Source organism: Micromonospora sp. NPDC023814 (assembly GCF_040639595.1).
Taxonomy (GTDB): Bacteria; Actinomycetota; Actinomycetes; order Mycobacteriales; family Micromonosporaceae; genus Micromonospora.
The window spans coordinates 59,683-85,546 of the sequence record NZ_JBFAAF010000006.1 but is presented as its reverse complement, the minus strand read 5'-3'; the positions used below and the strand labels follow the sequence as shown (position 1 = coordinate 85,546).

Annotated in this window: 20 protein-coding genes; 17 read left to right on the top strand and 3 right to left on the bottom strand. The window is 74.9% G+C overall.

The genetic code is table 11. The features are described 5' to 3' along the window. Positions 1-72 precede the first annotated feature (72 nt). On the bottom strand, positions 73-4,827 hold the full coding sequence (locus AB0G14_RS04895; RefSeq protein ID WP_357693791.1) for a DEAD/DEAH box helicase: 4,755 nt from the start codon (positions 4,825-4,827) through the stop codon (positions 73-75). A gap of 149 nt (positions 4,828-4,976) precedes the next feature. On the opposite strand from AB0G14_RS04895, the gene AB0G14_RS04890 reads away from it, so the two are divergent. The 11 genes from AB0G14_RS04890 to AB0G14_RS04840 all read left to right on the top strand — a co-directional run bounded on the left by AB0G14_RS04890 (position 4,977) and on the right by AB0G14_RS04840 (position 17,290). Further along, a complete protein-coding gene (locus AB0G14_RS04890; RefSeq protein WP_357693789.1) occupies positions 4,977-5,363 on the top strand; it encodes a hypothetical protein in 387 nt (128 codons plus the stop codon). A gap of 219 nt (positions 5,364-5,582) precedes the next feature. Then, positions 5,583-8,417, top strand: a complete 2,835-nt coding sequence (locus AB0G14_RS04885) for a Na+/H+ antiporter subunit A (RefSeq protein WP_357693787.1) — start codon at positions 5,583-5,585, stop codon at positions 8,415-8,417. Next, a complete protein-coding gene (locus AB0G14_RS04880; RefSeq protein ID WP_357693785.1) occupies positions 8,414-8,893 on the top strand; it encodes a Na(+)/H(+) antiporter subunit C in 480 nt (159 codons plus the stop codon). Before AB0G14_RS04885 ends, AB0G14_RS04880 begins: the two co-directional genes overlap by 4 nt. Positions 8,894-8,918: 25 nt before the next feature. Then, on the top strand, positions 8,919-10,424 hold the full coding sequence (locus AB0G14_RS04875; RefSeq protein WP_357693783.1) for a Na+/H+ antiporter subunit D: 1,506 nt from the start codon (positions 8,919-8,921) through the stop codon (positions 10,422-10,424). Continuing rightward, positions 10,421-11,005 carry a Na+/H+ antiporter subunit E gene (locus AB0G14_RS04870; protein ID WP_357693781.1) on the top strand — a complete coding sequence of 195 codons (585 nt, stop codon included), beginning with the start codon at positions 10,421-10,423 and terminating at the stop codon, positions 11,003-11,005. The genes AB0G14_RS04875 and AB0G14_RS04870 overlap by 4 nt, the downstream gene beginning before the upstream one ends. Further along, entirely contained in the window at positions 11,002-11,271 is a 270-nt protein-coding gene (locus AB0G14_RS04865) for a monovalent cation/H+ antiporter complex subunit F (protein ID WP_357693779.1), read from the top strand. Before AB0G14_RS04870 ends, AB0G14_RS04865 begins: the two co-directional genes overlap by 4 nt. After that, positions 11,271-11,603 carry a monovalent cation/H(+) antiporter subunit G gene (gene mnhG, locus AB0G14_RS04860; RefSeq protein WP_357693777.1) on the top strand — a complete coding sequence of 111 codons (333 nt, stop codon included), beginning with the start codon at positions 11,271-11,273 and terminating at the stop codon, positions 11,601-11,603. The genes AB0G14_RS04865 and mnhG overlap by 1 nt, the downstream gene beginning before the upstream one ends. A gap of 186 nt (positions 11,604-11,789) precedes the next feature. Then, positions 11,790-13,391 (top strand): M28 family metallopeptidase, encoded by a 1,602-nt coding sequence (locus AB0G14_RS04855; protein WP_357693775.1) that lies wholly within the window; start codon positions 11,790-11,792, stop codon positions 13,389-13,391. Between the two features lie 215 nt (positions 13,392-13,606). Further along, positions 13,607-14,956, top strand: coding sequence for a hemolysin family protein (locus AB0G14_RS04850; RefSeq protein ID WP_357693773.1), 1,350 nt, complete (start codon positions 13,607-13,609; stop codon positions 14,954-14,956). Continuing rightward, complete coding sequence (locus AB0G14_RS04845; protein WP_357693771.1) at positions 14,953-16,017, top strand: hemolysin family protein; 1,065 nt, start codon at positions 14,953-14,955, stop codon at positions 16,015-16,017. Before AB0G14_RS04850 ends, AB0G14_RS04845 begins: the two co-directional genes overlap by 4 nt. Positions 16,018-16,369: 352 nt before the next feature. Next, the gene (locus AB0G14_RS04840) at positions 16,370-17,290 is read left to right on the top strand and encodes a sporulation protein (RefSeq protein ID WP_357693934.1); all 921 of its coding nucleotides are present in this window, start codon (positions 16,370-16,372) and stop codon (positions 17,288-17,290) included. 155 nt (positions 17,291-17,445) lie between these two features. Here AB0G14_RS04840 and leuE read toward each other — a convergent pair whose 3' ends face one another. Next, positions 17,446-18,114, bottom strand: a complete 669-nt coding sequence (leuE, locus tag AB0G14_RS04835; protein WP_350705081.1) for a leucine efflux protein LeuE — start codon at positions 18,112-18,114, stop codon at positions 17,446-17,448. Then, positions 18,111-19,355: a bifunctional pyridoxamine 5'-phosphate oxidase family protein/GNAT family N-acetyltransferase gene (locus AB0G14_RS04830; RefSeq protein ID WP_357693769.1), complete on the bottom strand. Its 1,245-nt coding sequence runs from the start codon at positions 19,353-19,355 to the stop codon at positions 18,111-18,113. Before AB0G14_RS04830 ends, leuE begins: the two co-directional genes overlap by 4 nt. 34 nt (positions 19,356-19,389) lie before the next feature. On the opposite strand from AB0G14_RS04830, the gene AB0G14_RS04825 reads away from it, so the two are divergent. From AB0G14_RS04825 to recA, 6 genes are all read left to right on the top strand, one after another. Next, positions 19,390-20,730 (top strand): aminotransferase class I/II-fold pyridoxal phosphate-dependent enzyme, encoded by a 1,341-nt coding sequence (locus AB0G14_RS04825; RefSeq protein WP_357693767.1) that lies wholly within the window; start codon positions 19,390-19,392, stop codon positions 20,728-20,730. A 286-nt stretch (positions 20,731-21,016) separates the two neighbouring features. Beyond that, the gene (locus AB0G14_RS04820; RefSeq protein WP_357693765.1) at positions 21,017-21,721 is read left to right on the top strand and encodes a UdgX family uracil-DNA binding protein; all 705 of its coding nucleotides are present in this window, start codon (positions 21,017-21,019) and stop codon (positions 21,719-21,721) included. Between the two features lie 63 nt (positions 21,722-21,784). After that, complete coding sequence (locus tag AB0G14_RS04815) at positions 21,785-22,927, top strand: acyl-CoA dehydrogenase family protein (protein ID WP_357693763.1); 1,143 nt, start codon at positions 21,785-21,787, stop codon at positions 22,925-22,927. 109 nt (positions 22,928-23,036) lie between these two features. Then, positions 23,037-24,419, top strand: a complete 1,383-nt coding sequence (locus AB0G14_RS04810; protein WP_357693761.1) for an MFS transporter — start codon at positions 23,037-23,039, stop codon at positions 24,417-24,419. 4 nt (positions 24,420-24,423) lie between these two features. Then, on the top strand, positions 24,424-24,624 hold the full coding sequence (locus tag AB0G14_RS04805) for a DUF3046 domain-containing protein (RefSeq protein WP_350705093.1): 201 nt from the start codon (positions 24,424-24,426) through the stop codon (positions 24,622-24,624). 184 nt (positions 24,625-24,808) lie between these two features. Beyond that, on the top strand, positions 24,809-25,855 hold the full coding sequence (gene recA, locus AB0G14_RS04800) for a recombinase RecA (protein ID WP_088995380.1): 1,047 nt from the start codon (positions 24,809-24,811) through the stop codon (positions 25,853-25,855). Positions 25,856-25,864 lie beyond the last annotated feature (9 nt).

Sequence of the window (25,864 nt, the reverse complement as noted above, 5' to 3'; positions counted from 1 at the left end):
GCAACGGCGCCTGCTGCGCCGCCACCACGTCCCGCGCCGACGCAGCCTCCGGTCATGGGGCCCGAGTGCGGTTCAGCCGCGCAGGCGCAGGCCGCGTGGGGTGGCCCGGAAGCCGGCGGCGGTGAGCGCGTCGCGTAGCGGCGAGGAGCGCACCGCCTCGCCGTCGGCCCGTTCGACCGACATCGCCCCCAGCGCGCCGGAGTGGACCGCGTCGGCGAGCGCCTTGCCGGCCGCCGCCAGCGTGTCGGCGTCGTCGCTGAAGGAGAGAATGGTCCGCCCGCCGCGCTCGACGTAGAGCACCAGGTCCCCAGCGACCAGCACCACCAGGGCGCCGGCCTTGCGCCCCGCCCGGTGCCCGGTCGCCGGGGCGGCCCCGTCGCCCGAGTCGACCACCCGTTCCGGCCAGGGCAGCGCCGCCCCGTACGGGTTGGCCGGGTCCGTCGCGGCGAGCACCAGGGTGGGCCCGCCGCGCCCCCGCCCGCCGTCGACCGGCTCCGCCAGCGCCCGGATCCGGTCCACCGCGCCCGGCACCGCGAACTGCGCCGCACCCAGCCCCTCGACGAAGTAGCCCCGCCGGGCCGCGCCGCGCTCCTCAAGCGCGGAGAGCACCGGATAGACCGCGGCGAACCCGCCGGCCACCTGCTCGGCCATGACCGCCCCCCGGGTCACCACGCCGTGCCGTTCGAGCAGCACGTCGGCCAGGGCGGCGGCACGGCGGGTGGGATCGGTGTCGCGCTCCGGCAGGCGCGACCAGCGCCCGGCGACGGTCGGCGGGCCGCCTCGGGTCGGCAGGGCCACCCGCCCGGGGCGGCGGTAGCGGGTGCGCGGCGCGGTCGGGCGGGACCGGTGCGCCCCGCCGCCGCCGAGCACCGCCCGCAGCGGGGCCAGGGTGTCGTTGGTGAGCTGGCCGGCCCAGACCAGATCCCAGACGACCGCGGTCAACGCGGCGTCGTCCGTCGAGCCCACCCGGTCGGACAGCGACCGGAAGAACAACGCCTGCCCGTCGCCGAGCGCCTCCAGCACCGCGTCGTGCAGCGGGGTGCGGGTGAGCGCCTCGTCGGGCGGGGGCAGCAGCAGCGGAGCGGCGTCCGCGTACGCGAGGGTGACCCAGCCGTCCCCGCCGGAGATCGCCCCCGAGCCGGCCCAGAGCACCTCGCCGCTGGCGCACAGCTCGTCGAGTTGGGCGGGGGAGTAGTCGGCGACCCGGCCGGGCAGCACCAGGCGTTCCAGGGCCGACGCCGGCACCGCCACCCCCTGGAGCTGCTCAACCGCCGCGGCCAGCGCCTCCACGCCGCGCGCCGACGAGCCGACCTGCTGCCACCGGGGCAGGAACGCGGCCAGCGCGCGGGGCGGCACCGGCTCGATCTCCCGGCGCAGCGCGGCGAGGGACCGGCGGCGCAGCAGGCGCAGCACCTCCGCGTCGCACCACTGGGCGCCGGCCGTGTCCAGGGCGAACTCGCCGGAGACGACCCGCCCGGTGGCGGCGAGCCGGCGCAGCGCCTGCTCCACCACGGCCACCCCGAGCCCGAACCGGGCGGCGCAGGTGGCGGCCGCGAACGGGCCGTGCGTACGCGCGTAGCGGGCGACCAGGTCGCCCAGCGGGTCGGCCACCGGGGCGAGGTACGCCTCGGCGACCCCGACCGGCAGGGCCACGCCGAGGGCGTCGCGCAGCCGGGCCGCGTCCTCGACGCCCACCCAGCGCTCCTCGCCGGCGATGCGCACCCGCAGCACCCGGCGGGCGGCCGCCAGCCCGGTCAGCCATTCCACGGGCGCGCCCCGCTCGGCCAGCTCGGCCTCGGACAGGTCGCCGACCACCCGGAGCAGCTCGACCACGTCCTCCGCGTCGCGCGGTCGGCGCTGCTCGGTCAGCCAGCGCAGCTGCCGCTCGGTCTCGGTCAGCACCGCCGGGTCGAGCAGCTCGCGCAGGTCGACGCGGCCGAGCAGCTCGCCGAGCAGGGCCGAGTCCAGCGCCAGCGCGGCCGCCCGTCGCTCCGCGAGGGGGGCGTCGCCTTCGTAGAGGAAGGCCCCGACGTAGCCGAACAGCAGTGACCGGGCGAACGGCGACGGCTGGGCGGTCTCCACCTCGACCAGACGCACCTTGCGGGCGGCCAGGTCCCGCATCAGCTCCGCCAGCGCGGGCTGGTCGAAGACGTCCTGGAGGCACTCCCGGGCGGCTTCGAGGGTGACCGGGAAGTCGGCGTACTCGCGGGCGACGTCGAGCAGTTGGGCGGCGCGTTGACGCTGCTGCCACAGCGGCTGGCGGCGGCGCGGGTCGCGGCGGGGCAGCAGCAGCGACCGGGCGGCGCACTCCCGGAAGCGGGACGCGAACAGCGCGGAGGTGCCGACGGACTCCTCGACGAGCTGTGCGATCTCCTCCGGCTCGAAGACCACCACGTCCGCGCCCGGCGGCTCGTCGGCCGTGTCGGGCAGGCGGACGACGATGCCGTCGTCGGACGGCATCACCTGGGCGTCCACCCCGTAGCGCTCGGTGAGCCGGCGGCCGATCGCCAGCGCCCACGGCCCGTTGACCCGGGCGCCGAGCACGCTGTGGACGGCCAGCCGCCAGTCGCCCAGCTCGTCGCGGAACCGCTCGACCACCACCGTGCGGTCGTCGGGCAGGGACCGGGTGGCCTCCTTCTGCTCGCGCAGGTAGGCCATCAGGTTGCCGGCGGCCCAGTCGTCGAGCCCGCCGGCCCGCAGCGCGGCGACGGCGGACTCGTCGTCCTGCCGCAGCAGGGCGCGCACCCGGGCGCCGATGGCCCGGCCCAGCTCGACGGGCCGGCCGAGCTGGTCGCCCTTCCAGAAGGGCATCTTCGCCGCCTGCCCGGGGGCCGGGGAGACCAGCACCCGGTCGGGCGTGATCTCCTCGATCCGCCAGGACGAGGAGCCGAGCAGGAACACGTCGCCGACCCGCGACTCGTAGACCATCTCCTCGTCCAGCTCGCCGACCCGGGCGGCCCGTTCGGCGCCGGCCAGGAAGACGCCGAAGAGCCCCCGGTCGGGGATGGTGCCGCCGCTGGTCACCGCGAGCCGCTGCGCGCCGGGTCGGCCGGTGAGCGTGTCGGTGGCGCGGTCCCAGACCAGCCGGGGCCGCAGCTCGGCGAACGCGGTGGACGGGTAGCGGCCGGAGAGCATGTCGAGCACGGCGTGCAGGGCCGAGTCGGGCAGCTCGGCGAAGGGCGCCGCCCGGCGGACCAGGACGGCCAGGTCGCCGACGTGCCACGGCTCCAGCGCGACCATGGCGACGATCTGCTGGGCGAGCACGTCGAGCGGGTTGCGCGGGTAGTGCAGCTCCTCGATGGCACCACCGCCCATCCGCTCGGCCACGACCGTGCAGGACAGCAGGTCGCCCCGGTGCTTGGGGAAGACGACGCCCCGGGAGACCGCGCCGACCTGGTGCCCGGCCCGACCCACCCGCTGCAGGCCGGCGGCCACGCTGGGCGGCGCCTCGATCTGCACGACCAGGTCGACCGCGCCCATGTCGATGCCCAGCTCCAGGCTGGAGGTGGCCACCACGGCGGGCAGTTGGCCGGACTTGAGCGCCTCCTCGATGTGCTTGCGCTCCTCCCGGGAGACGCTGCCGTGGTGGGCGCGGGCGATCACGGTCGGTGCGCCGGACGCCCCACCGGCCTGGGCCATCATCTCGGCCGGAGTGCGGCGCGCCGGGCCGGTGGTGCCGCCCCGCGTGCCGGTGCCCCGGTCCAGGCCGGTGGTGCCGCCCCGCGTGCCGGTGCCCCGGTCCAGGCCGGTGGGACCGTCCCACGCGTCGGCGCCCCGGCCTGGGCCGGTGGGGCCGTCCCACGCGTCGGCCTCCCGGGCCGGCACGGCCCGGTCGTCCCCGGCGCCGGGGACGGCGGGCGGGCCGGCCAACTCGTCGGCGGCCAGCTCGTTGAGCCGCGCGCAGAGGCGCTCGGCGGAGCGCCGCGAGTTGGTGAAGACGATGGTCGAGCGGTGTGCCCGGATCAGGGAGAAGACGCGCTCCTCGACCGCCGGCCAGATCGACGCCCGGCGCGGCCCGGGCCCGCCGAGGTCGTCCTCCGGCGCCTCCCGCTCGTCGAGGCGGGTCATGTCCTCCACCGGCACCTGGACGCTGACCTCGATCGTCTTCGCGGTGGGCGGGGCGACGACGTCGACGGGCCGGGCGCCGCCGAGGAAGCGGGCGCACGCGTCGACCGGCCGGACCGTGGCGGACAGGCCGATCCGCTGCGCCGGCGCGGGCAGCAACCCGTCGAGGCGCTCCAGGGAGAGCGCGAGGTGAGCTCCGCGCTTGGTGCCGGCCACCGCGTGCACCTCGTCGACGATGACCGTCTCGACGCCGCGCAGGGAGTCGCGGGCGGCGGAGGTCAGCAGCAGGAACAGCGACTCGGGCGTGGTGATGAGGATGTCGGGCGGGGTGCGGGCGAACGCGCGCCGCTCGTCGGCCGGGGTGTCGCCGGTGCGCATCCCCACGGTGATCTCCGGCGGGGCGACGCCCAACCGGGTGGCGGCCTGCCGGATCCCGGCCAGCGGCGTGCGCAGGTTGCGCTCGACGTCGACCGCGAGCGCCTTGAGCGGGCTGACGTAGAGCACCCGGCACCGGTGCCGGCGGTCGGCCGGGGCCGGCTCGCGGGCCAGCCGGTCGAGTGACCAGAGGAACGCGGCGAGCGTCTTGCCGGAGCCGGTGGGCGCCACCACCAGCGCGTTGCGGCCGGCGGCGACGGAACTCCAGGCACCGGCCTGGGCGGCGGTGGGCGCGGCGAAGGCGGCGGTGAACCATTCCCGGGTGGCCGCGCCGAAACCCGCCATCGCATCCGTCACGCCATCCATCCTGCCCCGGCCGTCTGACATCCGTTTCCCTGGCGGGCGCTGATGTGTCCTGGTCCGGCTCATACGCGATGGTTGTGCCGTTGAATGCGTTAAGTCTTACTTAACTGCTTGCTTGTGGCGCGCAACGTAAAGTAACTTCACTCGGAGTCGGCCGGGGTGGAGGGGATCGGATGACCGTCGAGCAGCGGAGCTTCGAGCCCGGCACCGACGTGCTCATCCGCAAGGTCGACAGTCATCTCGCCGCCGTCCGCGCCGGTCTCGCCGGCCCGGAGCTGGAGTTGGCCGAGCGGCTGGCCGCGGCGCTGCGGGAGTTGGTCGTCTCCACCGCCCAGGCCAGCGCCGCCGACCGGGGCCAGGTGCGTGCCGCGGTGCACTACTTCGTGCTGCGCCGGGAGAGCCGGGGCCGGCTGCTGTCGGTGCGGTCGCTCGCCGCCGCCCAGCGGGTGGTCAACAAGGTGGTGCTCCAGCTCGACCGCCCCGATCTGCTGGTGGAGACCCGCCGGGAGCGCCCCGCCCGGGAGCCCGCCGTCCCCGCCGCCGACGTCCCCGTCGGCTGACCGCGCCGCCCGGGAGCCCGCCGCCGACATCCCCGTCGGCTGACCGCGCCGCACCACGCCCTTCGACCCGGCACCGGGCAGTCCACGGGAGAGCGGCAAGGCCGCCGAGGGTACGAATTCCGGCAAAACGGCCCGACGGGCGGTCATCTGGCGTCTGATCGCACCTAGGTGCCGGCCCACCTCCGGCGCGCGCCGCTGCCACCTCGACCGGGAGTGCGGGTGCTCGTACTGCTGATCCTCCACCTCGTGGCGGCCCTCCTGGCGCCGCTGCTGGTCCGGCGGTGGGGTCCGCGTGCCTGCTACGCGCTGGCGCTGGCGCCGGCCGCCGCCTTCGGCTGGGCGCTGGCCCGCACGCCGGCCGTCCGCGACGGCGGGGCGGTGGTGGAGACGTACCCGTGGATCCGGCAGCTCGGGCTCGACCTGGCGCTGCGGCTGACCACCCTGTCCTGGCTGATGACGCTGCTCGTCGGCGGCGTCGGTGCGCTGGTCCTCGTCTACAGCGCCCGCTATTTCGGCCCCGGGGCGGTCGGGATGGCCCGGTTCGCGGCCGTGCTGGTGGCCTTCGCCGGGGCGATGCTCGGGCTCGTTCTCGCCGACGACCTGCTGCTGCTCTACGTCTGCTGGGAGCTGACCACGATCTTCTCGTACCTGCTGATCGGGCACAGCACGGAGCGGCGTGCCAGCCGCTGGGCGGCCGCCCAGGCGCTGACCGTGACCACTCTCGGCGGGCTGGCCATGCTGGTCGGGTTCATCATGCTCGGCCACCACGCCGGCAGCTACCGGTGGTCCGAGATCGCTGCCGGTCCGCTGCCCGGCGGGGCGTACCTGGTCACGGCGGTGCTGCTGATCCTGGCCGGGGCGCTGTCCAAGTCGGCGGTGCTGCCGTTCAGCTCCTGGCTGCCGGTGGCGATGGCGGCCCCCACGCCGGTGAGCGCGTACCTGCACGCCGCCGCGATGGTGAAGGCCGGCGTCTACCTGATCGGGCTGCTCGCCCCGGTGCTGGCGGGCGTCGGCCCGTGGCGGCCGGTGGTGGTGGTCGCCGGCCTGGCGACCATGCTGGCGGGCGGCTGGGCGGCGCTGCGGCAGACCGACCTGAAGCTGCTGCTGGCGTACGGCACGGTCAGCCAGCTCGGCCTGCTCGCCGTGGTCGTCGGGGCGGGCACCCCGGACGCCGCGCTGGCCGGCGTGGCCATGCTGCTGGCCCACGCCCTGTTCAAGGCGGCGCTGTTCCTCGTCGTCGGCATCGTCGACCACGGCGCCGGCACCCGCGACCTGCGGGAACTGTCCGGCCTGGGCCGGCGGGCACCGCTGCTGGCCACCGTCGCGGTGCTCGCCGCCGCGTCGATGGCCGGCCTGCCGCCGCTGGTCGGCTTCGTCGCCAAGGAGGCCGTGCTGGCCGCCTTCACCGACCGGCCGGTGGTGCTCGCCGTGCTGGTGGCCGGCACCGCGCTCACCGTCGCCTACAGCGCCCGGTTCGTCTGGGGCGCGTTCGCCACCCGGCCCGGCGTGGAGCCCTCCGACCCGGGGCGGATCGCCGTGCCGATGCTCGCCCCGCCGGCCCTGCTGGCCGTCCTCGGGCTGGTCGCCGGCCCGGCCGCCGGGATCCTCGACGGCCTGCTCGCCCCGTACGCCGAACTCTTCGGCACGGTCGGCGGGCACCTGGCGCTGTGGCACGGCCTCAGCCCGGCGCTCGGCTTCTCCGCCCTCGCCGTGGCCGGCGGCGCGGCGCTGCACGCGCTGCGCGGCCCCCTCGCCCCGGCGCTGGCCCGGCTGCACGTCCCGGTCAGCGGCAACCAGGGGTACGAGTGGGTCATCGGCCGATTCGACCGGCTGGCCATCGAGGTCACCAGCGTCACCCAGCGGGGTTCGCTGCCGCAGTATCTCGGGATCATCCTGCTCGCCCTCACGGTGCTGCCCGGTGGGGCGATGCTGGCCACCCGGCCGTGGCGGGACCGGATCGACCTCTGGGACAGCCCGTTGCAGGTCGTGGTGGTGGCCGTGGTGACCGTGGCGGCGGTGCTCGGGGTGGGCGCCCGGCGGCGGCTGACGGCGATGCTGCTGGTGGGGATGACGGGCTACGGCAGCGCGATGCTCTTCGTGCTCTATGGCGCGCCGGACCTGGCGCTGACGCAGTTCCTCGTCGAGACCGCGACCATCGCGGTGTTCGTGCTGGTGCTGCGCCGGCTGCCCGAACGGTTCTCGGCCCGCCCGCGCCGGCGCCGCTGGGCGCGCCGGACGATCGGCCTGGCGGCCGGCGTGGTGACGGCTGGGCTGGCGCTGACCGCCGCGGCGGCCCGGAACGCGCCCACCATCTCCGACGCCTTCCCCGACCTCGCCGTCAGCCAGGGGTACGGCCGCAACGTGGTCAACGTGACCCTCGTCGACATCCGGGCCTGGGACACGATGGGGGAGCTGGCGGTGCTGGTGGTGGCCGCGACCGGCGTGGCCAGCCTGATCTTCCAGCGGTCCCGGACGGGGCCGCGTCCCCGCCGCCCCGAGCCGTCCGGTCCGGCGCGCCGGCCGGGCCGCCCGGTCTGGCTGCGCGGCGGCGCGACCCTGCACGAGCGGCGGCGCTCCATCGTGCTGGAGGTGGTCACCCGGCTGATCTTCCACACCGTCGTGGTCTTCTCCCTGTTCCTGCTCTTCTCCGGCCACAACGCCCCGGGCGGCGGGTTCGCCGGCGGCCTGGTGGCGAGCCTGGCGCTGGTCGTGCGCTACCTGGCCGGCGGCCGCGACGAGCTGGCCGAGGCCGCGCCGGTCGGCGCCGGCACGGTGCTCGGCGCCGGCCTCCTCGTCTCGATCGGCACCGGGGTGATCGCGCTACTGGCGGGCGGATCGGTGCTCGAGAGCGCCCGGATCGACCTGTGGCTGCCGCTGATCGGCGACTTCTACCTGGTCACGTCCCTCTTCTTCGACGTCGGGGTCTACCTCGTCGTGGTCGGGCTCGTGCTGGACATCCTGCGCAGTCTCGGCGCCGAGGTGGACCGGCACATCGAGGCGGCCAGCGCGTCCGGCGGCGGGCTGCGCGTCGACCGGGGCGGGGAGCGGACGTGAGGCCGGGGGTGGAGGGACCGACCCTGGTGCTGGTCGTCGCCGTCGGCGTGCTGGTCGGTTGCGGGGTCACCCTGCTGCTGGAGCGCAGCCTGACCCGGATCCTGCTCGGCGTCATCCTGCTCGGCAACGGGGTCAACGCGCTCATCCTGATGGGTGGGCGGGCCGGCGCCGCCCCGGTGGTCGGCGCCGCGCCCGCCGGCCGGCTGAGTGACGCGCTGCCGCAGGCCATGATTCTCACCGCGATCGTGATCACCTTCGGGCTGACCGCGTTCCTGCTGGCCGTGAGCTACCGCAGCTGGTACCTGACCGGCGACGACGAGGTCCCCGACGACATCGAGGACCGGCAGATCAGGCGGGCGGCGGAGCGCAACGAGGTGGCCGCCGCCGACCTCGGCGGCGAGGGCCCGGACGCCGACCCCGAGCAGGTCGACCCCGAGCTGCCGCGCCGGCTCCGGCCCGGGGACGGTCCCGGATGACCGGGTACGCGCGAGGGGCCGCCCCGTGAGCGCCCTCGTGCCGCTGCCGGTGGTGGTGCCGCTGCTGGGCGCGGCGCTGACCCTGCTGCTGGCCCGGTGGCCCCACCTGCAACGGGTGGTCAGCGTGTCCTGCCTCGCCGGCACGCTGGCGGTGGCGGCGCTGCTGCTGGTGCAGGCGTACCGGCACGGGCCGGTGGTGGTGCAGGTCGGCGGGTGGCCGGCGCCGGTGGGCATCGTGCTGGTCGCCGACCAGTTGGCCGCGCTGATGCTGGTGGTCTCGTCGGCGGTGACGCTGTGCGTGCTGCTCTACTCCGTCGGGCAGGGCCAGGGGGACTTCGGCGAGACCGTCCCCGTGACCATCTACCACCCCACCTACCTGGTGCTGACCGCCGGCGTGACGAACGCGTTCCTCGCGGGCGACCTGTTCAACCTCTTCGTCGGGTTCGAGATCCTGCTGGCCGCGAGCTTCGTGCTGATCACCCTCGGCGGCACCGAGGCGCGGATCCGCACCGGCTCGACGTACGTGGTGGTCAGCATCCTCTCCTCGATGCTGTTCCTCACCGCGGTGGGCCTCGTGTACGCGGCCACCGGCACGCTGAACATGGCCCAGCTCGCCCACCGGCTGGACGCCCTGCCGGACGGCGTACGGCTCAGTCTGCAACTGACGCTGCTGCTCGCCTTCGGGGTCAAGGCGGCGGTCTTCCCGCTCTCGGCCTGGCTGCCGGACAGCTACCCGACCGCGCCGGCCCCCGTCACCGCGGTCTTCGCCGGCCTGCTCACCAAGGTCGGCGTCTATGCGATCATCCGGACCGAGACGCTGCTCTTCCCCGACGGTCAGGTGGCCGGGCTGCTGATGGTGGTGGCCGGGCTGACCATGGTGGTCGGCATCCTCGGCGCGGTGGCCCAGTCCGACATGAAGCGGCTCTTCTCGTTCACCCTGGTCAGTCACATCGGCTACATGATCTTCGGGGTGGCGCTGAGCACCGTGGCCGGGCTGTCCGGCGCGATCTTCTACGTGGTGCACCACATCACCATCCAGACCACGCTGTTCCTGGTCGCCGGGCTGGTCGAGGAGCGGGCGGGCAGCACCGACCTGCGCCGCCTCGGCGGGCTGGCCCGGGTGGCGCCGTTGCTCGGGATGCTCTTCTTCGTGCCGGCCATGAACCTCGCCGGCGTGCCGCCGTTCTCCGGGTTCCTCGGCAAGCTCGGCCTGCTCCAGGCCGGGGTGGCGGCCGGCGGGCCGCTGCCCGGCGCGCTGGTCGCGGCCGGGGCCGTGACCAGCCTGCTCACCCTCTACGTGGCCTCGCGGGTGTGGAACATCGCCTTCTGGCGCGCCCCCCGGCTGGCCACCGCCGAGCCGGCCGTCCGGCTCCCCCGGCTGATGGTCGGCGCGACGGTCGCGCTGGTCGCGCTGGGGCTGGTGCTGACCGTCGTCGCCGGGCCGCTCTTCGACGTCACCGCCGACGCGGCCGTCGACCTGCGCGAGCGCACCCCGTACATCCGTTCCGTGCTGCCCGGCGGCGCCCCGTGAAGCCGGAGTCCAGCGCGCCGCCGCGAAAGCGGGCGGCGCGGTGGCGGGACCAGCTGATCGCCCTCGGCTGGCTGGTGCTGGTCTGGAGCCTGCTCTGGGGCGAGTTCTCCTGGGGCAACCTGGTCGGCGGGGTGCTGGTGGCCGGGGCGGTGCTGCTGTTCTTCCCGCTGCCGCCGGTCACCTTCGGCGGGCGGCTGCGCCCTGGGCCGCTGCTGGTCTTCCTGGTGCGTTTCGTCGGCGAGCTGGTCAGCGCCAGCCTGCACGTCGCCCGGATCGCGGTGCAGCCGGGCTACCGGCCGCGGGGCGCGATCATCGCGGTCCGGCTGCGCGTGCGTACCGACCTGAATCTGGCGCTCACCGCCGAGGCGGTCTCGTTGGTGCCGGGCACCCTGATCGTCGAGGTGGACCGGGACGCCGGGGTCCTCTACGTGCACGTGCTCGACGTCCACGGCCCGCAGGACCTGACCGACAGCCGGGAGCGGATCCTCGCCGTCGAGCGGCGGATCGTCCGGGCGGTCGGCTCCGCCGTGGAGCTGCGCCAGGTGGCCACCGATCCCGCCGAGAGGGGTCCTGAACCGTGACCGCGTTCCTCGTCGTCGTCCTCACCGTCCTGTTCTCGGTGACCGCGCTGCTCGCGCTGGCCCGGCTCTACCGGGGGCCGTCCCTGATCGACCGCGTGGTCGCCGCCGACATGCTGCTCGCCACCATGGTCGGCGCCGTCGGCGCCGAGGCGGCGGTGAACCGCCACGCCACCACCCTGCCGGTGCTGGTGGTGCTCTCCCTGCTCGGCTTCGTCGGCTCGGTGTCGCTGGTCCGCTTCGCCGCCCGCGAGAAGGAGGAGGAGTGATGTTCGGCACCGTCGCCGACTGGGTCGGCGCCGGCTGCCTGGTGGCCGGCGCGCTGCTGAGTCTCGCCGCCGGCATCGGGGTGCTGCGCTTCCCGGCCACGCTGGACCGGATGCACGCGGCCACCAAGCCGCAGGTGCTCGGGGTGCTGCTCCTGCTGCTCGGCCTGGCCCTACGGCTGCGCGCCCCGGCCGACCTGGGCATGGTGGCCCTGGTCGGGATCTTCCAGCTGGCGACCGCTCCGGTGGCCGCGCAGATGATCGGCCGGGCGGCCTACCGCGCCGGCCGGGTGGACCCCGACCTCCTCGACGCCGACGAGCTCGCCGACCGCTGACGTGTGCCGTCCGCACCGCCGGGTCCGCGGGCGTCCCAATTCGGGGAATGCGGCGATTCTGAGTCTTGCGTCTTGCCGGGGGGCCGGTCCCGCTGCACGCTTCGCAACGATGGCCATCGATCAATGGCCGTCCCCGGTGACCGCCCACCCGGCGGGAGCCGGACCCCGCCCCCACCCGGAGGACCCATGAGACCTCGTACCCCCCGCTCCGCCTGGCTGGCCGCGGTGGCCGTGGCGGCGGCGGTCGTGACCGCCTCCTCGGCGACCGCCGCGCCCACCGGAGCGGCCGCCCCCGCAGCCCTCGCCGCTCCGGTCGCCCTCGCCGCCCCGGCCGCCCGTGCCGGCGGGCCGGCGGCGCTGGCCGCGCCCGACGTCCCGCTGGCCAACGTGAAGGCACACCTGTCCCAGTTCCAGTCCATCGCCACCGCCAACGGCGGCAACCGGGCGCACGGCCGCCCCGGCTACCTCGCCTCCGTCAACTACGTCAAGGGCCAGCTCGACGCGGCCGGGTTCAGCACCGTGGTGCAGTCGTTCACCTACAATGGCGCCACCGGCTACAACCTGATCGCCGACTGGCCCGGCGGCGACCCGAACCAGGTGGTCATGACCGGGGCGCACCTGGACGGCGTCACCGCCGGCCCGGGCATCAACGACAACGGCTCCGGCTCGGCGGCGATCCTGGAGACCGCCCTCGCGGTGGCCCGCAGCGGCTTCACCCCCACGAAGCACCTGCGCTTCGGTTGGTGGGGCGCCGAGGAACTGGGGCTGCGCGGCTCGCAGTACTACGTGAACAACCTGCCGTCGACCGAGCGCACCAAGATCAAGCAGTACCTCAACTTCGACATGGTCGGCTCGCCCAACGCCGGCTACTTCGTCTACGACGGCGACAACTCCGACGGGGTGGGCTCCGGGCCGGGCCCGGCCGGCTCGGCGCAGATCGAGCAGACCATCCAGGCGTTCTTCACCTCGATCGGCGTGCCCACCCGGGGCACCGACTTCGACGGCCGCAGCGACTACGGGCCGTTCATCAACGTCGGCATCCCGGCCGGCGGCACCTTCACCGGAGCCGAGGGGATCAAGTCCAGCACCCACGCCTCGCTCTGGGGCGGTACGGCCGGGCAGGCGTTCGACCCGTGCTACCACCGCTCCTGCGACACCACCGCCAACATCAACGACACGGCGCTGGACCGCAACGCCGACGCGATCGCGTACACGGTGTGGGCGCTGGCCGAAGCCGGGGCCCCGCCGGGCAGCACGGTTTGGAGCGACACCTTCGAGACCGCGACCGGATGGACCGCGAACCCGGCCGGCACCGACACCGCCACCCTCGGCCGGTGGGAGCGCGGCGACCCTGCGGCCACCAGCTCCGGCGTGGCCACCCAGCTCGGCACGACCGTCAGCGGCAGCTACGACCTGGTCACCGGGCCGCTCGCCGGCGGCAGCGCCGGGGCGTACGACCTCGACGGCGGGGTGAGCACCATCCAGTCGCCGGCGATCACGCTGCCGTCGACCGGCACGCTGAACCTCTCGTTCTCCTGGTACCTGGCCCACCTGAACAACGCCAGCAGCGCCGACTACCTGCGCGTGCGGGTGGTGGGCAGCGGCACCGTCACGGCGCTGAACGCGACCGGGGCCGCGACCAACCGGGCGGCGGCCTGGCAGAGCGCCGGCGTCGACGTCTCGGCCCTGCGGGGACAGACCGTACGGATCGTCGTCGACGCGGCGGACGCCGGCGGCGCCAGCCTGGTCGAGGCGGCCGTGGACGACGTGAGGATCACCCAGAGCTGAGCCGGCACGGCCCCTGTCGACGCCGGGTAACGGCCCCCTGTCCACGCCGGGTAACCGGACGACAGGGGGCCTTCGACGCACCGTCAGCGGGCGTACAGCCGGCGCGGATAAAATGGCTGCATGATCGACTCCTCTGCCCAGGAGGGCAGCAGTAGCCAGCCGGGTCCTGCCCGGCGTATCCCGACCCCGACGTCCCCGGGAGCCCTGAGCGACCCGTGTTGATCGTCGTTGGTCTCCTCTTCATCATCGTGCTCACCGCCGCCACCGGTTACTTCGTGGCCCAGGAGTTCGGTTACGTCGCCGTCGACCGGGGCAGGCTCAAGCAGCTCGCCGACGACGGCGACAAGGCCGCCGCCCGGGCCCTGGAAGTGACCGGACGGCTGTCGTTCATGCTCTCCGGCGCGCAGCTCGGCATCACCGTCACCGCCCTGCTGGTCGGTTACGTCGCCGAGCCGTTCCTCGGCGCCGGGCTGGCCGAACTGCTCGGGGTGGCCGGCGTCTCCACGGCGGTCAGCCTGCCGCTCTCGGTCGCCCTGGCCCTGGTCATCGCGACCGTGGTGCAGATGGTCCTGGGCGAGCTGGCCCCGAAGAACCTCGCCATCGCCCGGGCCGAACCCCTGGCCAAGGCCCTGAGCCGCTCCACCCTGATGTACCTCAAGGTGGCCGGTCCGCTGATCAAGCTCTTCGACCGCGCCGCGGTGCGGCTGCTCCGCCGCGTCGGCATCGAGCCGATCGAGGAGCTGCCCAGCGGCGCCACCCCGGAGGACCTGGAGCAGATCATCGCCGAGTCCCGCCAGGAGGGGCACCTGACCGCCGAGATGTCCACGCTGCTCGACCGGGGGCTCGACTTCCGCGAGCTGACCGCGGGCGAGGCCATGGTGCCCCGCGTCGACGTGCACACCGTACGCGCGCACGAGCCGGTCAGCCGGGTGGTGGAGCTGCTGGACACCGGCAAGTCCCGCTTCCCCGTACGCGGCGCGGAGGGCGTCGACGACCTGATCGGCGTCATCGGCATCGCCGACGTGCTCGGGGTGCCCCCCGAGCGGCGCGCGACCACCCCGGTCAGCGCGGTCGCCGGCCCGCCGCTGCTGGTGCCGGAGACGCTGCCGCTGCCGACCGTGCTGGACCGGCTCCGCTCCGGCCACCGGCAGCTCGCCTGCGTGGTCGACGAGTACGGCGGCTTCGCCGGCGTGATCACGCTGGAGGACATCGCCGAGGAGCTGGTCGGCCCGATCCGGGACGAGGACGACCCGCCCGAGCGGGCCCCGGCCCGGCAGGAGGACGGCTCCTGGGTGGTGCCCGCGCGCTGGCGCATCGACGAGGTCGCCGACAGCACCGGCATCGAGCTGCCCGAGGCCCCGGAGTACGACACCCTCTCCGGCCTGGTCATGCGGGAGCTGGGCCGGGTGCCCGAGGTCGGCGACCGGCTGGAGATCAGCCTGCTCGCCGACGGCGAGGACGGCGCGGTCGAGCCGCGCGCCCTGGTCGAGGTGCTGGCCGTCGACCGGCACGTGGCCGACTCGGTCCGGCTGCGGCTCGCCGGGTCCGGGGAGGTGTCCGAGTGAGCCCGGGCATCGCGCTGTTCACGTCGGTGATCCTGCTGGCGCTGAACGGCTTCTTCGTGGCCGCCGAGTTCGCCCTGGTGGCCAGCAAGCGCTACCGCCTGGAGCAGGCGGCGGCCGGTGGCGGCCGGGCCGCCCGGGCCGCCCTGGAGGGCGTACGCGAGCTGTCGCTGATGCTCGCCGGCGCGCAGCTCGGCATCACGCTGTGCACCCTGGGGCTCGGTGCCCTCGCCGAGCCGGCGATCGAGCACCTGCTCAGCCCGCTGCTGCACGCGGTCGGGCTGCCGGACGCCGCGAGCCACGCGGTCGCGCTGGTCTTCGCCCTCAGCCTGGTCACCTTCCTGCACCTGGTGGTCGGCGAGATGGCGCCGAAGTCCTGGGCGATCACCGACGCCGAGCGCTCGGCGATGCTGCTGGCGTTGCCGTTCCGCGCCTTCGCGCGGGTCGCCCGGCCGGTGCTGTCGGTGATGAACGCCCTGGCCAACGCGATGCTGCGGCTCGTCAAGGTCAACCCGCAGGACCAGCTCGCCCAGGTGCACGGCCCCGACGAGCTGCGCATCCTGCTGGAGCAGTCCCGTGAGCACGGGCTGCTCGGCGTCGAGCAGCACCAGTTGCTGACCAGCATGCTGGAATTGCAGGGCACCACGGTGGCCCAGGTGATGGAGCCGTTCCACCAGATGGTGACGGTCCGCCGGGACGAGGACGCCGCCCGGATCGAGCAGGTCAGCCGCGACAGCGGCCGGTCGCGGCTGGCCGTGCTGGACGCGAACGGCGACGTCTGCGGCCTCGTCCACGTCCGGGAGGCGGTGCGGGCCACCACCACGGGCCGCAGGGTCACCGCCGGCGACCTGATGACCAGCGCCTTCACCCTGCCCGCCGCGGCCACGGTGACCGACGCGGTGGCGGCGATGCGGGCCCGGCAGTCCCAGCTCGCGCTCGTGCGCAACGGCGGCGGCCCGACCCGGCCGATCGGGTTCGTCGCGCTGGAGGACCTCCTGGAGGAGGTCATCGGCGAGTTCGACGACGAGACCGACCCGGTGCCGCGCGGCCGACGCATGAGGTGAGACCCGCGGGCCGCCCCGGTGAGGCGTGGGGGCGGCCCGGCGTGGTCCGGCACGTCGGGACCGTGCGGTCTTCGGCGAAGACCGCACGGACGCCCGCCAGGTCCGCGAGGCTGGAGGGACCGGGCCGGGTGGCGTCCCGGCTGGTACCGGGTGGCGCACGAGGACCGATTCGCACAGCGACGGCGCCGGCGGTATCGGGCCGGTGCTGGGTGGCGCTCGGGCCGGCACCGGGTGGCGCACGGGCCGGGGCCGGGTGGCGCACGGGCTGCGCGGGGTGACCCGCGCGCCGGGTCGCGGCGAGGCCGGTCCCAGCGGGTCCGCCGGGGCGCGGGATGCGGACGGGGGAGTGCGGGTGCGGTTGACCGGGGTGTCGCCGGAGTCCGGGTGGACCGGGCTCTCCGTCCGCACCGCCCTGGCCAACCCGAGCACCCGCCCCGGGCTGCGGCTGCCCGGGCGGGTCACGGTCATCGCCGGCTCGACCGATGTGCCGGTGCTGCACGTCCGGCTCGGCCTGGTCACCACGGCGGAGCCGGACGACCCGGAGGCGCCCCGCCGCCTGGTGCAGTTCCACCAGGCGACCGTCGCCGACGGCTTCGTGCTGCGGGCTGGGCGGGGCCGCACGATCCCGTTCGAGTTCCCGCTGTCCTGGGAGACCCCGGTGACCATCTTCGGCGGGGTGCCCCTGCTCAGCCTGCGGATGGGCCTGCGTACCGAGGTGGCGGTCGAGCCGCGGCTCGACCAGGGCGCGATGGTGCCGGTCTTCGTGCACCCGCTGCCCACCCAGGCGCACATCCTGGCCGCCCTCGACACGCTGGGCTTCAGCATGCGCCAGGCCGGCCTGGTCGACGCCCGGCTGCCGGGGGTGGAACAGACCCTGCCGCTGCACCAGCGGCTGGGATTCTGGGTGGCGCCGCTCTACGCCGGGCCGATCACCGAGCTGGAGCTGATCTTCATCGCCAACCCGGCCGGCCTGGAGGTCATCTTCTGGATGGACCGGCGGCTGGCCCTGGCCGGGATCACCCACCAGAGCATCAGTCGCTTCCGGATCTGGCACGTCGGCGCCGACCGGCGGGACTGGGTGGCGACGGTGGACGGCTGGCTGCGTGCGGCGATCAACCGGCACGCCGCGGCCGCCGCGCACGCCGACTGGTCCGCGACCATCGCGGAGTCGGCGCACGTCAGCCGCCCGCCGGACGAGCCCACCCGCCCCGGCTTCGGCCTGGGCGGCACCGCCGGCGGAGCCGGCATCGGCGGCTCCGGCGACGGCACCTGACCACCCACCCCACCCTCGCTCCCGCGATCTTGCACTTCGTGCCCCGGCATATCGGACTTACCGACCGTAACGAGGGCCGAAAGTGCAAGATCCCGGGAGGTCAGACGGGGAGGGCGGGGAGGGGAGGCGAGGGGGGAAGGGAAGGGGAGGGTAGGTCAGACGGTGGCGGTGGCGAGTTTCAGGCTGAAGCCGAGGAAGAGGGCGGCGACGCCGGTGGTGGCGCCGGCGGCGAGGCGGCGGCGCTGGCGGAACTGGGCCGCCAGGAAGGTCCCGGCGAAGATCAGCGCGGTCAGGTAGAGCGCGCTGGTGACCTGGGCGATCAGCCCGAGCAGGAGGAACGACAGCGCCGGCCACGCGTAGCCCGGGTCGACGAACTGGATGAAGAACGAGACGAAGAACAGGATCGCCTTCGGGTTGAGCAGGCTGACCACGAGCGCCTTGCGGAAGGGGCTGCGCATCGCCACCGGCTCCGCGGCGTCGATCAGCCGCGGCGTGGCCGGGTCGTTGCGGTCGCGCCAGCGCCGCCACGCGCCGCGCAGCATCGTCAACCCCACGTAGCCGAGGTACGCGGCGCCGGCGTACTTGATCACCAGGAAGAGCGGCGGGTACGCCTTGAGCAGCGACGCCACCCCGGCGGCGGAGAGGAACATCAGCACCCCGTCGCCGACGAAGACCCCGCCGGCGGCCCGGTAGCCGGCGGCCACACCGCGCTGCGCGGCGGTGGAGAGCACGAAGAGGGAGTTGGGCCCGGGCAACAGAACGATCGCCACGGTGCCCAGCACGTACGTCCAGATGTCGGTGATGCCCAGCACGCCCGACATCATCGGGCCACCGGTGCCGTCCGGCGAAGCCTTTCCCGCAGCGCGACCTGTGCGTTTGGCCACTCGTCGACGGTCATCGAATACTGCACGGTGTCCCGCCACGAGCCGTCCGGGCGGAGCTTGTGCATCCGCAGCACCCCCTCGCGGGACGCGCCGAGGCGCTCGATCGCCCGCTGGGAGCGCTCGTTGCGGATGTCGGTGTGCCAGACCACCCGCACCGCGCCCAGCTCCTCGAAGGCGCGGGTGAGCAGCAGCAGCTTCGCCTCGGTGTTGATCCCGGTACGCCACCACGGCCGGCCCAGGAAGGTGTAGCCGATCGCGACCGACCGCCGCTCCGGGTCCACCTCGTAGTAGGAGGTGGTGCCGACCACCGCGCCGGTGACGGCACAGCGCTGCACCCACGGCACCCGCTCGCCCCGGCGGTGGGCGGCCAGCGCGGTGGCGACCACCTCGGCGATGCCGGCGGGGTCGGCCGGCAGCGGGCTGCCCAGGTGCTGCCAGACCTCCGGATCGGCGGTCGCCGCGTGCAGCTCGTCGACGTGCGCGAGGTCGAGGGGTTCCAGCGCCACGTGCTCCCCGCGCAGCACTGCCGGTTCCAGCCACGGCGTGGGGGCCGGCCGCAGGTACGCCGGCACCGGCGCGGTCACCCCGGCGTCCGGCTCGGGCAGTCCGGCGGTGAGCCGCAGCGGCACCACCCCGGCCCAGTGCGGCAGGGCGAGGTCGGCCTCGTCCTCGCGTACCCCGCCGGTGCGGGAGCGGACGGAGACCTCCCGCAGCGGGAGGGCCAGCACGGCGGTCTCGGCCAGCTCCCGGCGCGACGGCGGTCGGCTGTCGGCGCTGCGCCCGGCGCCGACCTTCTCCACCAGCGCGGTGAGCACCCGCGCCTTCTCCCGCTCGTCGGTGACCAGCTGCGCGGTGCCGTGCGCGACGACCGACCGGTAGTTGGCGCTGTGGTGGAACTGGGAGCGCGCGTAGACCAGGCCGTCGAGCAGGGTCACCGCGACGCAGACCGGCAGCCCGTCGCCCCGGGCGGCGAGCAGCGGCCGGCTGCCGGTGGAGCCGTGCAGGTAGAGGGTGTCGTCGATGCGGACGTGCAGGGTGGGCAGCACCCGGGGCTCGCCGTCGACGGTGAACCCGAGCGCGCAGTGGTACGCCTCGTCGAGGACCGCGTGCGCGGCGGCGGCGTCGTAGCTCATCCGGTCCCGGGAGCGGCTGGCGGTGGTCCGGTCGGTGCGTGCGTACATGCTCCCGCCTTTGTTCTAGTACAATCTCCGATTTGTGTCAGCACGCTATCAGGTCACCGGTGCGACGGCCGTCGAGATTTCGGCCAGCATCGAGTCGGGCATCCGTTCCGCCGCCCTCGCCCCCGGCGCCGCCCTGCCGGCGGTGCGCGCGCTCGCCGCCCAGCTCGCGGTCAGCCCGGCCACCGTGGCCCGGGCCTACCAGGAGCTGCGCCAGCGGGGCCTGGTGGTCACCGCCGGCCGGCACGGCACCCGGGTCCGGCCCCGCCCGCCGGTGGCGGCCCGCCGCTCCGCGCTGCACCCGCCACCCGCCCCCGGCCTGCGCGACCTCTCCCTGGGCGAGCCCGACCCGCGGCTGCTGCCGCCGCTGGGGGCGCACCTGGCCGGGCTCGCGGCCGACGCCGGGCCGCCCGTCGGGTACTCGGCCGCCGGGGTGCTGCCCGAACTGGCCGAGACGGCCCGCGAGCGGCTGGCCGCCGACGGCGTGCCGGCGGCGGAGCTGACCCTCACCGGCGGCGCGCTGGACGGCATCGAGCGGCTGCTCGGCGCGCACCTGCGCCCCGGCGACGCGGTCGCCGTCGAGGACCCGGGCTGGGCCAACCTGCTCGACCTGGTCGCCGCGCTCGGGCTGCGGCCGATCGGGGTGCCGGTCGACGACGACGGTCCGCTCGTCGAGGGCGTCCGGGCCGCGCTCGCCGCCGGGGCCCGGGCGCTGATCGTGACCAGCCGGGCGCAGAACCCCACCGGCGCGGCGGTCTCCGCCGGGCGGGCCGAGGAGCTGCGTACGCTGCTCGCCGGCCGGTCCGACCTGCTGCTGATCGAGGACGACCACGCCGCCGAGCTGGCCCGCGTACCGCTGCACCCGCTCGCCGGGGCGACCCCGACGTGGGCCTTCGTCCGCTCGGTGAGCAAGCCGTTCGGTCCCGACCTGCGGTTGGCCGTGCTGGTGGGGGACGAGACCACGGTGGCCCGGGTGGCCGGCCGGGCCCGGGTCGGCGCCGGCTGGGTCTCCACCGTGCTGCAACGGCTGGTCCTGTCGCTGTGGCGCGACCCGGCGGTGGCCGGGCTGGTGGACCGGGCCGCCGCCAGCTACGAGCGGCGGCGCGCGGCGCTGGTCGACGCGCTCGCCGGCCACGGCCTCGCCGCCCACGGGCGCAGCGGCATCAACGTGTGGCTGCCGGTGGCGGACGAGACCAGCGCGCTGACCGCACTGCGCGACGCCGGTTGGGCGGTCGCGCCCGGCGCGCTCTACCGGATCGCCGGCCCGCCGGGGCTGCGGATCACCGTCAGCTCGCTGGACGACGGCGAGGTGGCACCGCTCGCCAACGCCGTCGCCCGCGCCGTCCGGCCCGCCGGGTCATCCGGTTTCACCGCATGACCCGCGCCCGGGCCGGCGACGTGTCGGTGTGCCGGGCGCGGGCGTGACCAGGCGCCGAGTGGGTAAGCGCGGTGCCGGAGGTGGACGACCATGGCTTCGTCGGGATCGAGGAGAGGCGTCTGGATCGCCGTCGTGGTGGCGGTGATCGTGCTCGTGATCGTGGTGATCGCGCTGGCCTCCGGCGGCGGCGACGGCGGCGGATACTGACGGCCCGGCCGCCGGTGGGACGTCGTGCGGAGGCAGGGCGGACCGGCATCGCGGCCCGAACGGGTATATAACAGTCGACATGGCCGAGCAGACCGAGACCGCGCCGGGCGCGCAGCAGTTCATCCCGCCGCAGGCCGACACCCTCGACGACCTGCGCGCCGCCGCTGCCGGCTGCCGGGGCTGCGAGCTGTACCGGGACGCGTCGCAGACCGTGTTCGGTCGCGGCGACGCCGGCGCACGGGTGGTCTTCGTCGGCGAGCAGCCCGGTGACATGGAGGACCAGAAGGGGCTGCCGTTCGTCGGCCCCGCCGGTCGGCTGCTCCGCAAGGCGGTCGACGACGCCGGGCTCGATCCCGGGCACATCTACCTCACGAACGCCGTGAAGCACTTCAGGTTCGAGCTGCGCGGCAAGCGGCGCATCCACCAGACCCCGGACCGGGTGCACGTCACCGCCTGCCGGCCCTGGCTGGTGGCCGAGTTCGCCCAGTTGCGCCCGGAGATCGTGGTGGTGCTCGGCGCGACCGCGGCCAAGGCGCTGCTCGGCCCGACGTTCCGGGTCACCCGGCAGCGCGGCGAGCTGCTGCCCTGGCCGGCGTCGGCCCAGCACCCGGAGGACTTCCAGCGGGTGCCGGTGGACGCGAAGGGCACGGTCGCCGACGCCCCGCCGGCCCGGCTGCTGGCCACCATCCACCCGTCCGCCGTGCTCCGCGCCGACGACCAGGACAAGGCGTACGAGGGGCTGGTCGCCGACCTCGCCGTGGCCGCCCGCGCCCTCGCCGGCTGAGCCGTCACCGAGCCACCCGTCGGCCCCTGGGCAGGGCGGGGGCGCGGTGCCACACTGGCGGACATGGAGCAGCATCTCTACGAGCGCGACCACGAGGACTTCCGCGAGCTGTGCCGCGAGTTCCTGGACCGGGAGGCCGTGCCCCACCACGAGCGTTGGGAGGCCGCCGGGATCGTCGACCGCGAGGTGTGGCGCCGGGCCGGGGCGGCCGGCCTGCTGGGCACGGACGTCGACCCGGAGTACGGCGGCGGCGGGCAGCGGGACTTCCGGTTCAACGCGGTGCTGGCCGAGGAGATCGTCGCCGCCGGCTGCACCGGCCTCGGCTTCGGGCTGCACAACGACGTGGTGGCGCCGTACCTGACCGAGCTGACCACGGAGGACCAGCGCAAGCGCTGGCTGCCCGGGTTCTGCTCCGGCGACCTCGTCACGGCGATCGCGATGAGCGAGCCCGGCGCCGGCTCCGACCTCGCCGGGATCCGTACGAGCGCGGTCCGCGACGGCGACAGTTGGGTGCTCAACGGCCAGAAGACCTTCATCACCAACGGGGAGATGGCCGACCTGGTGGTCGTGGTCGTCCGCACCGCTCCGGACCAGGGCGCGCACGGGGTGAGCCTGGTCGCCGTGGAGGACGGCACCCCCGGCTTCTCCCGCGGCCGACGGCTGGCGAAGGTCGGGCTGAAGGCCAACGACACCGCCGAGCTGTTCTTCGAGGACTGCCGGGTGCCGGCGGAGAACCTGATCGGCACCGAGAACCACGGCTTCTACCACCTGATGGCCAACCTGCCCCGGGAGCGGCTCAGCATCGCGGTCGCCGCGGTGGCCGCCGCCGAGCGGCTGCTCGCCGTCACCCTCGACTACGCCCGCTCCCGGCAGGCGTTCGGCCGGCCGATCGGCGCGTTCCAGCACAACCGCTTCCTCCTGGCCGAGCTGGACACCGAGGTCACCATCGCGCGCACCTTCGTCAACCACTGCGTCGCGGAGTACAACGCCGGCCGGCTCTCGGTGACCGACGCGGCCAAGGCGAAGTGGTGGACCACCGAGCTGCAGAACAAGGTCGCCGACCGCTGCGTGCAACTGCACGGCGGCTACGGCTACATGCTGGAGTACCCGGTGGCGAAGGCCTGGCTGGACGGGCGGGTGCAGACGATCTACGGCGGCACCACCGAGATCATGAAGGAGATCATCGGCCGCGGCCTGGGCCTGTAGCGCAACCGGGAGAGGGGCGCAGCCGGGGCGGCGACCGGCTGCGGGGCGTCGCGCCGGGTGCGCAAGGATGAGACGGGCACCCCGCCCCTTACCGCCGAAGGAGCCGCCGATGGCCACCGACCTCGCCGCGCCACTCGCCGCGCCCGACGTCACGCCGATCCAGCGGCGTACCCTGCGGCTGCTCTTCGTCACCCAGATCGTCGGCGGGATCGGGGTGACGGTCGGCGTCGCGGTCGGGGCGCTGCTCGCCGCGGACATCGCCGGCACCGCCGTGGCCGGGCTGGTGAGCAGCGCCGCCGTGGTGGGCGGGGCCCTGCTCGCGGTGCCGGTCACCCGGATCATGAACGGCCACGGCCGGCGACCCGGCCTGGTCGTGGCCTATCTCGCCGGCGCGGCCGGCGGCGGCCTGGTGGTGTTCGCCGCCGTCACCCGCTGGGTCCCGCTGCTCTTCCTCGGCATGCTCCTCTTCGGCGGCGGCAGCGCGGCCAACCTCCAGGCCCGCTACGCCGCGGTGGACCTGGCCGAGCCGGCGCGGCGGGGTCGCCAACTCGCCCTGATCGTCTGGGCCACCACCATCGGCGCGGTCGCCGCGCCGAACTTCGCCGCGTTCGCGGACCGCACCACCAGTGGCTGGGGGCTGCCGACGCTGGCCGGTCCGTTCGCGTTCAGCGCCGTCGCGCTGGCGCTGGCCGCCGGCGTGATCCTGGCGCTGCTGCGGCCCGACCCGCTGCTGACCGCGCGCCGGCTGGCGGCGGCCGTCGTCCCGCCGGTCACCCCGGGGCCGGCCGCCGTCGTCCCGGCCGCCCCGTCGCCGGACGCCGTTCCCGCCGTCACCCCGCCGCCGGACGCCGTCGTCGCGCCGGCACCGACCGGCCGGCGCGGCGTGGGCATGCGGGCCGCCTGGTCGGTCGTACGCGCTCGTCCGGCCGCCCGGCTCGGCATCGCCGCGGTGGCGGTCGGGCACCTGGTCATGGTCGCGGTGATGGTGATGACCCCGGTGCGCCTGCACGAGTGGCACGCCGACGCCGACGTGCTGCGGGTGGTCGGTCTCGTGCTGAGTCTGCACATCGCCGGCATGTACGCCCTCGCCCCGGTGGCCGGCTGGCTCACGGACCGGCTCGGCCGCCGGGCGGTGATCCTCGGCGGCGTCGGGCTGCTGCTCGTGGCGTGCGCGGTCGCCGGCACCGCCGGGCACCACACGGCCCGGCTCTCGATCGGGCTGTTCCTGCTCGGCCTGGGCTGGTCGGGGACCATGGTGGCCGGCTCCACCCTGCTGTCGGAGTCGGTGCCGGTGGGGATCCGGCCGAGCGTCCAGGGGCTCTCCGACCTGACCATGGGGCTGGCCGGCGCCGCCGCCGGGGCGGTCAGCGGGTTTGTCATGGAGGTGGCGGGTTATCCGGTGCTCGCCCTGCTCGCGGCGGTCGCGGCGGTGCCCCTGGTGGCGCTAGCGTTGCGTCCGGTGCCGGCGGGCGCACCGGACGAGGAGGGCTGATCACGTGCGGCTGACCGACTTCTGGTCGCGGTTGGAGGAGGCGTTCGGCCCTGCCTACGCGGCCAGCATCGCCCGCGACCAGGTGCTTTCCCAACTCGGCGGCCGGACCGTCGAGCAGGCGCTGGCATCGGGTGAGCAGGCGCACGTCGTGTGGCGGGCGGTCTGCGCCGCCTACCCCGACCGGGTGCCCGCGCGACTACGCTGAGCAGCCGTTTCGTCGCTTCCGCGTGTCGCTTGCCGACTCGTACACCTGTTCGGCTATTGTCCACAGCGGGGTGCTCGTCCACAGCTCACGGCCCGTCGGCTGGTTTTCTGTCGGACCCAGCGCCTAGCGTGTCCGCGTGACGCGAAGCTCAGGAAAGACGCCGGCGAAGGCAGGGGTGGCAACGATGGCAGCAGGGCCTGACCGGGAGAAGGCACTCGACCTTGCTCTCGCTCAGATCGACAAGCAGTTCGGCAAGGGCTCGGTGATGCGGCTCGGGGAGCGGCCGGTCATCCAGACCGCGGTCATCCCCACCGGGTCGATCGCCCTCGACGTGGCGCTCGGCGTGGGCGGCCTGCCCCGCGGCCGGGTCGTCGAGATCTACGGTCCGGAGTCCAGCGGTAAGACCACGGTCGCGCTGCACGCCGTGGCCAACGCCCAGCGGGCCGGCGGCATCGCCGCCTTCGTCGACGCCGAGCACGCGCTCGACCCGGAATACGCGAAGGCCCTCGGCGTCGACACCGACGCCCTGCTGGTCTCCCAGCCCGACACCGGTGAGCAGGCGCTGGAGATCGCGGACATGCTGGTCCGGTCCGGCGCGCTCGACATCATCGTGATCGACTCGGTGGCCGCGCTGGTGCCGCGCGCCGAGATCGAGGGCGAGATGGGCGACAGCCACGTGGGTCTGCAGGCCCGGCTGATGAGCCAGGCGCTGCGGAAGATCACGGGTGTGCTCAACAACACCGGCACCACCGCGATCTTCATCAACCAGCTCCGCGAGAAGATCGGCGTGATGTTCGGCAGCCCCGAGACCACCACGGGCGGCCGGGCGTTGAAGTTCTACGCCTCGGTCCGGCTCGACGTGCGCCGCATCGAGAGCCTCAAGGACGGCACCGACGTGGTCGGTAACCGCACCCGGGTCAAGGTCGTGAAGAACAAGGTCGCCGCGCCGTTCAAGCAGGCCGAGTTCGACATCATGTACGGCAAGGGCATCTCCCGCGAGGGCTCGCTGATCGACGTCGGCGTCGAGCAGGCGATCATCCGCAAGTCCGGCGCCTGGTACACCTACGACGGCGACCAGCTCGGCCAGGGCAAGGAGAAGGCCCGCGAGTTCCTCCGGGAGAACCCGGACGTGGCCGCCGAGATCGAGAAGAAGATCCTGGAGAAGCTCGGCGTCGGGGTCGGCGCGGGCGACGCCGCCGGTGGCCCGGAGCTGCCGCCGGTCGACTTCTGACCGGTCAGT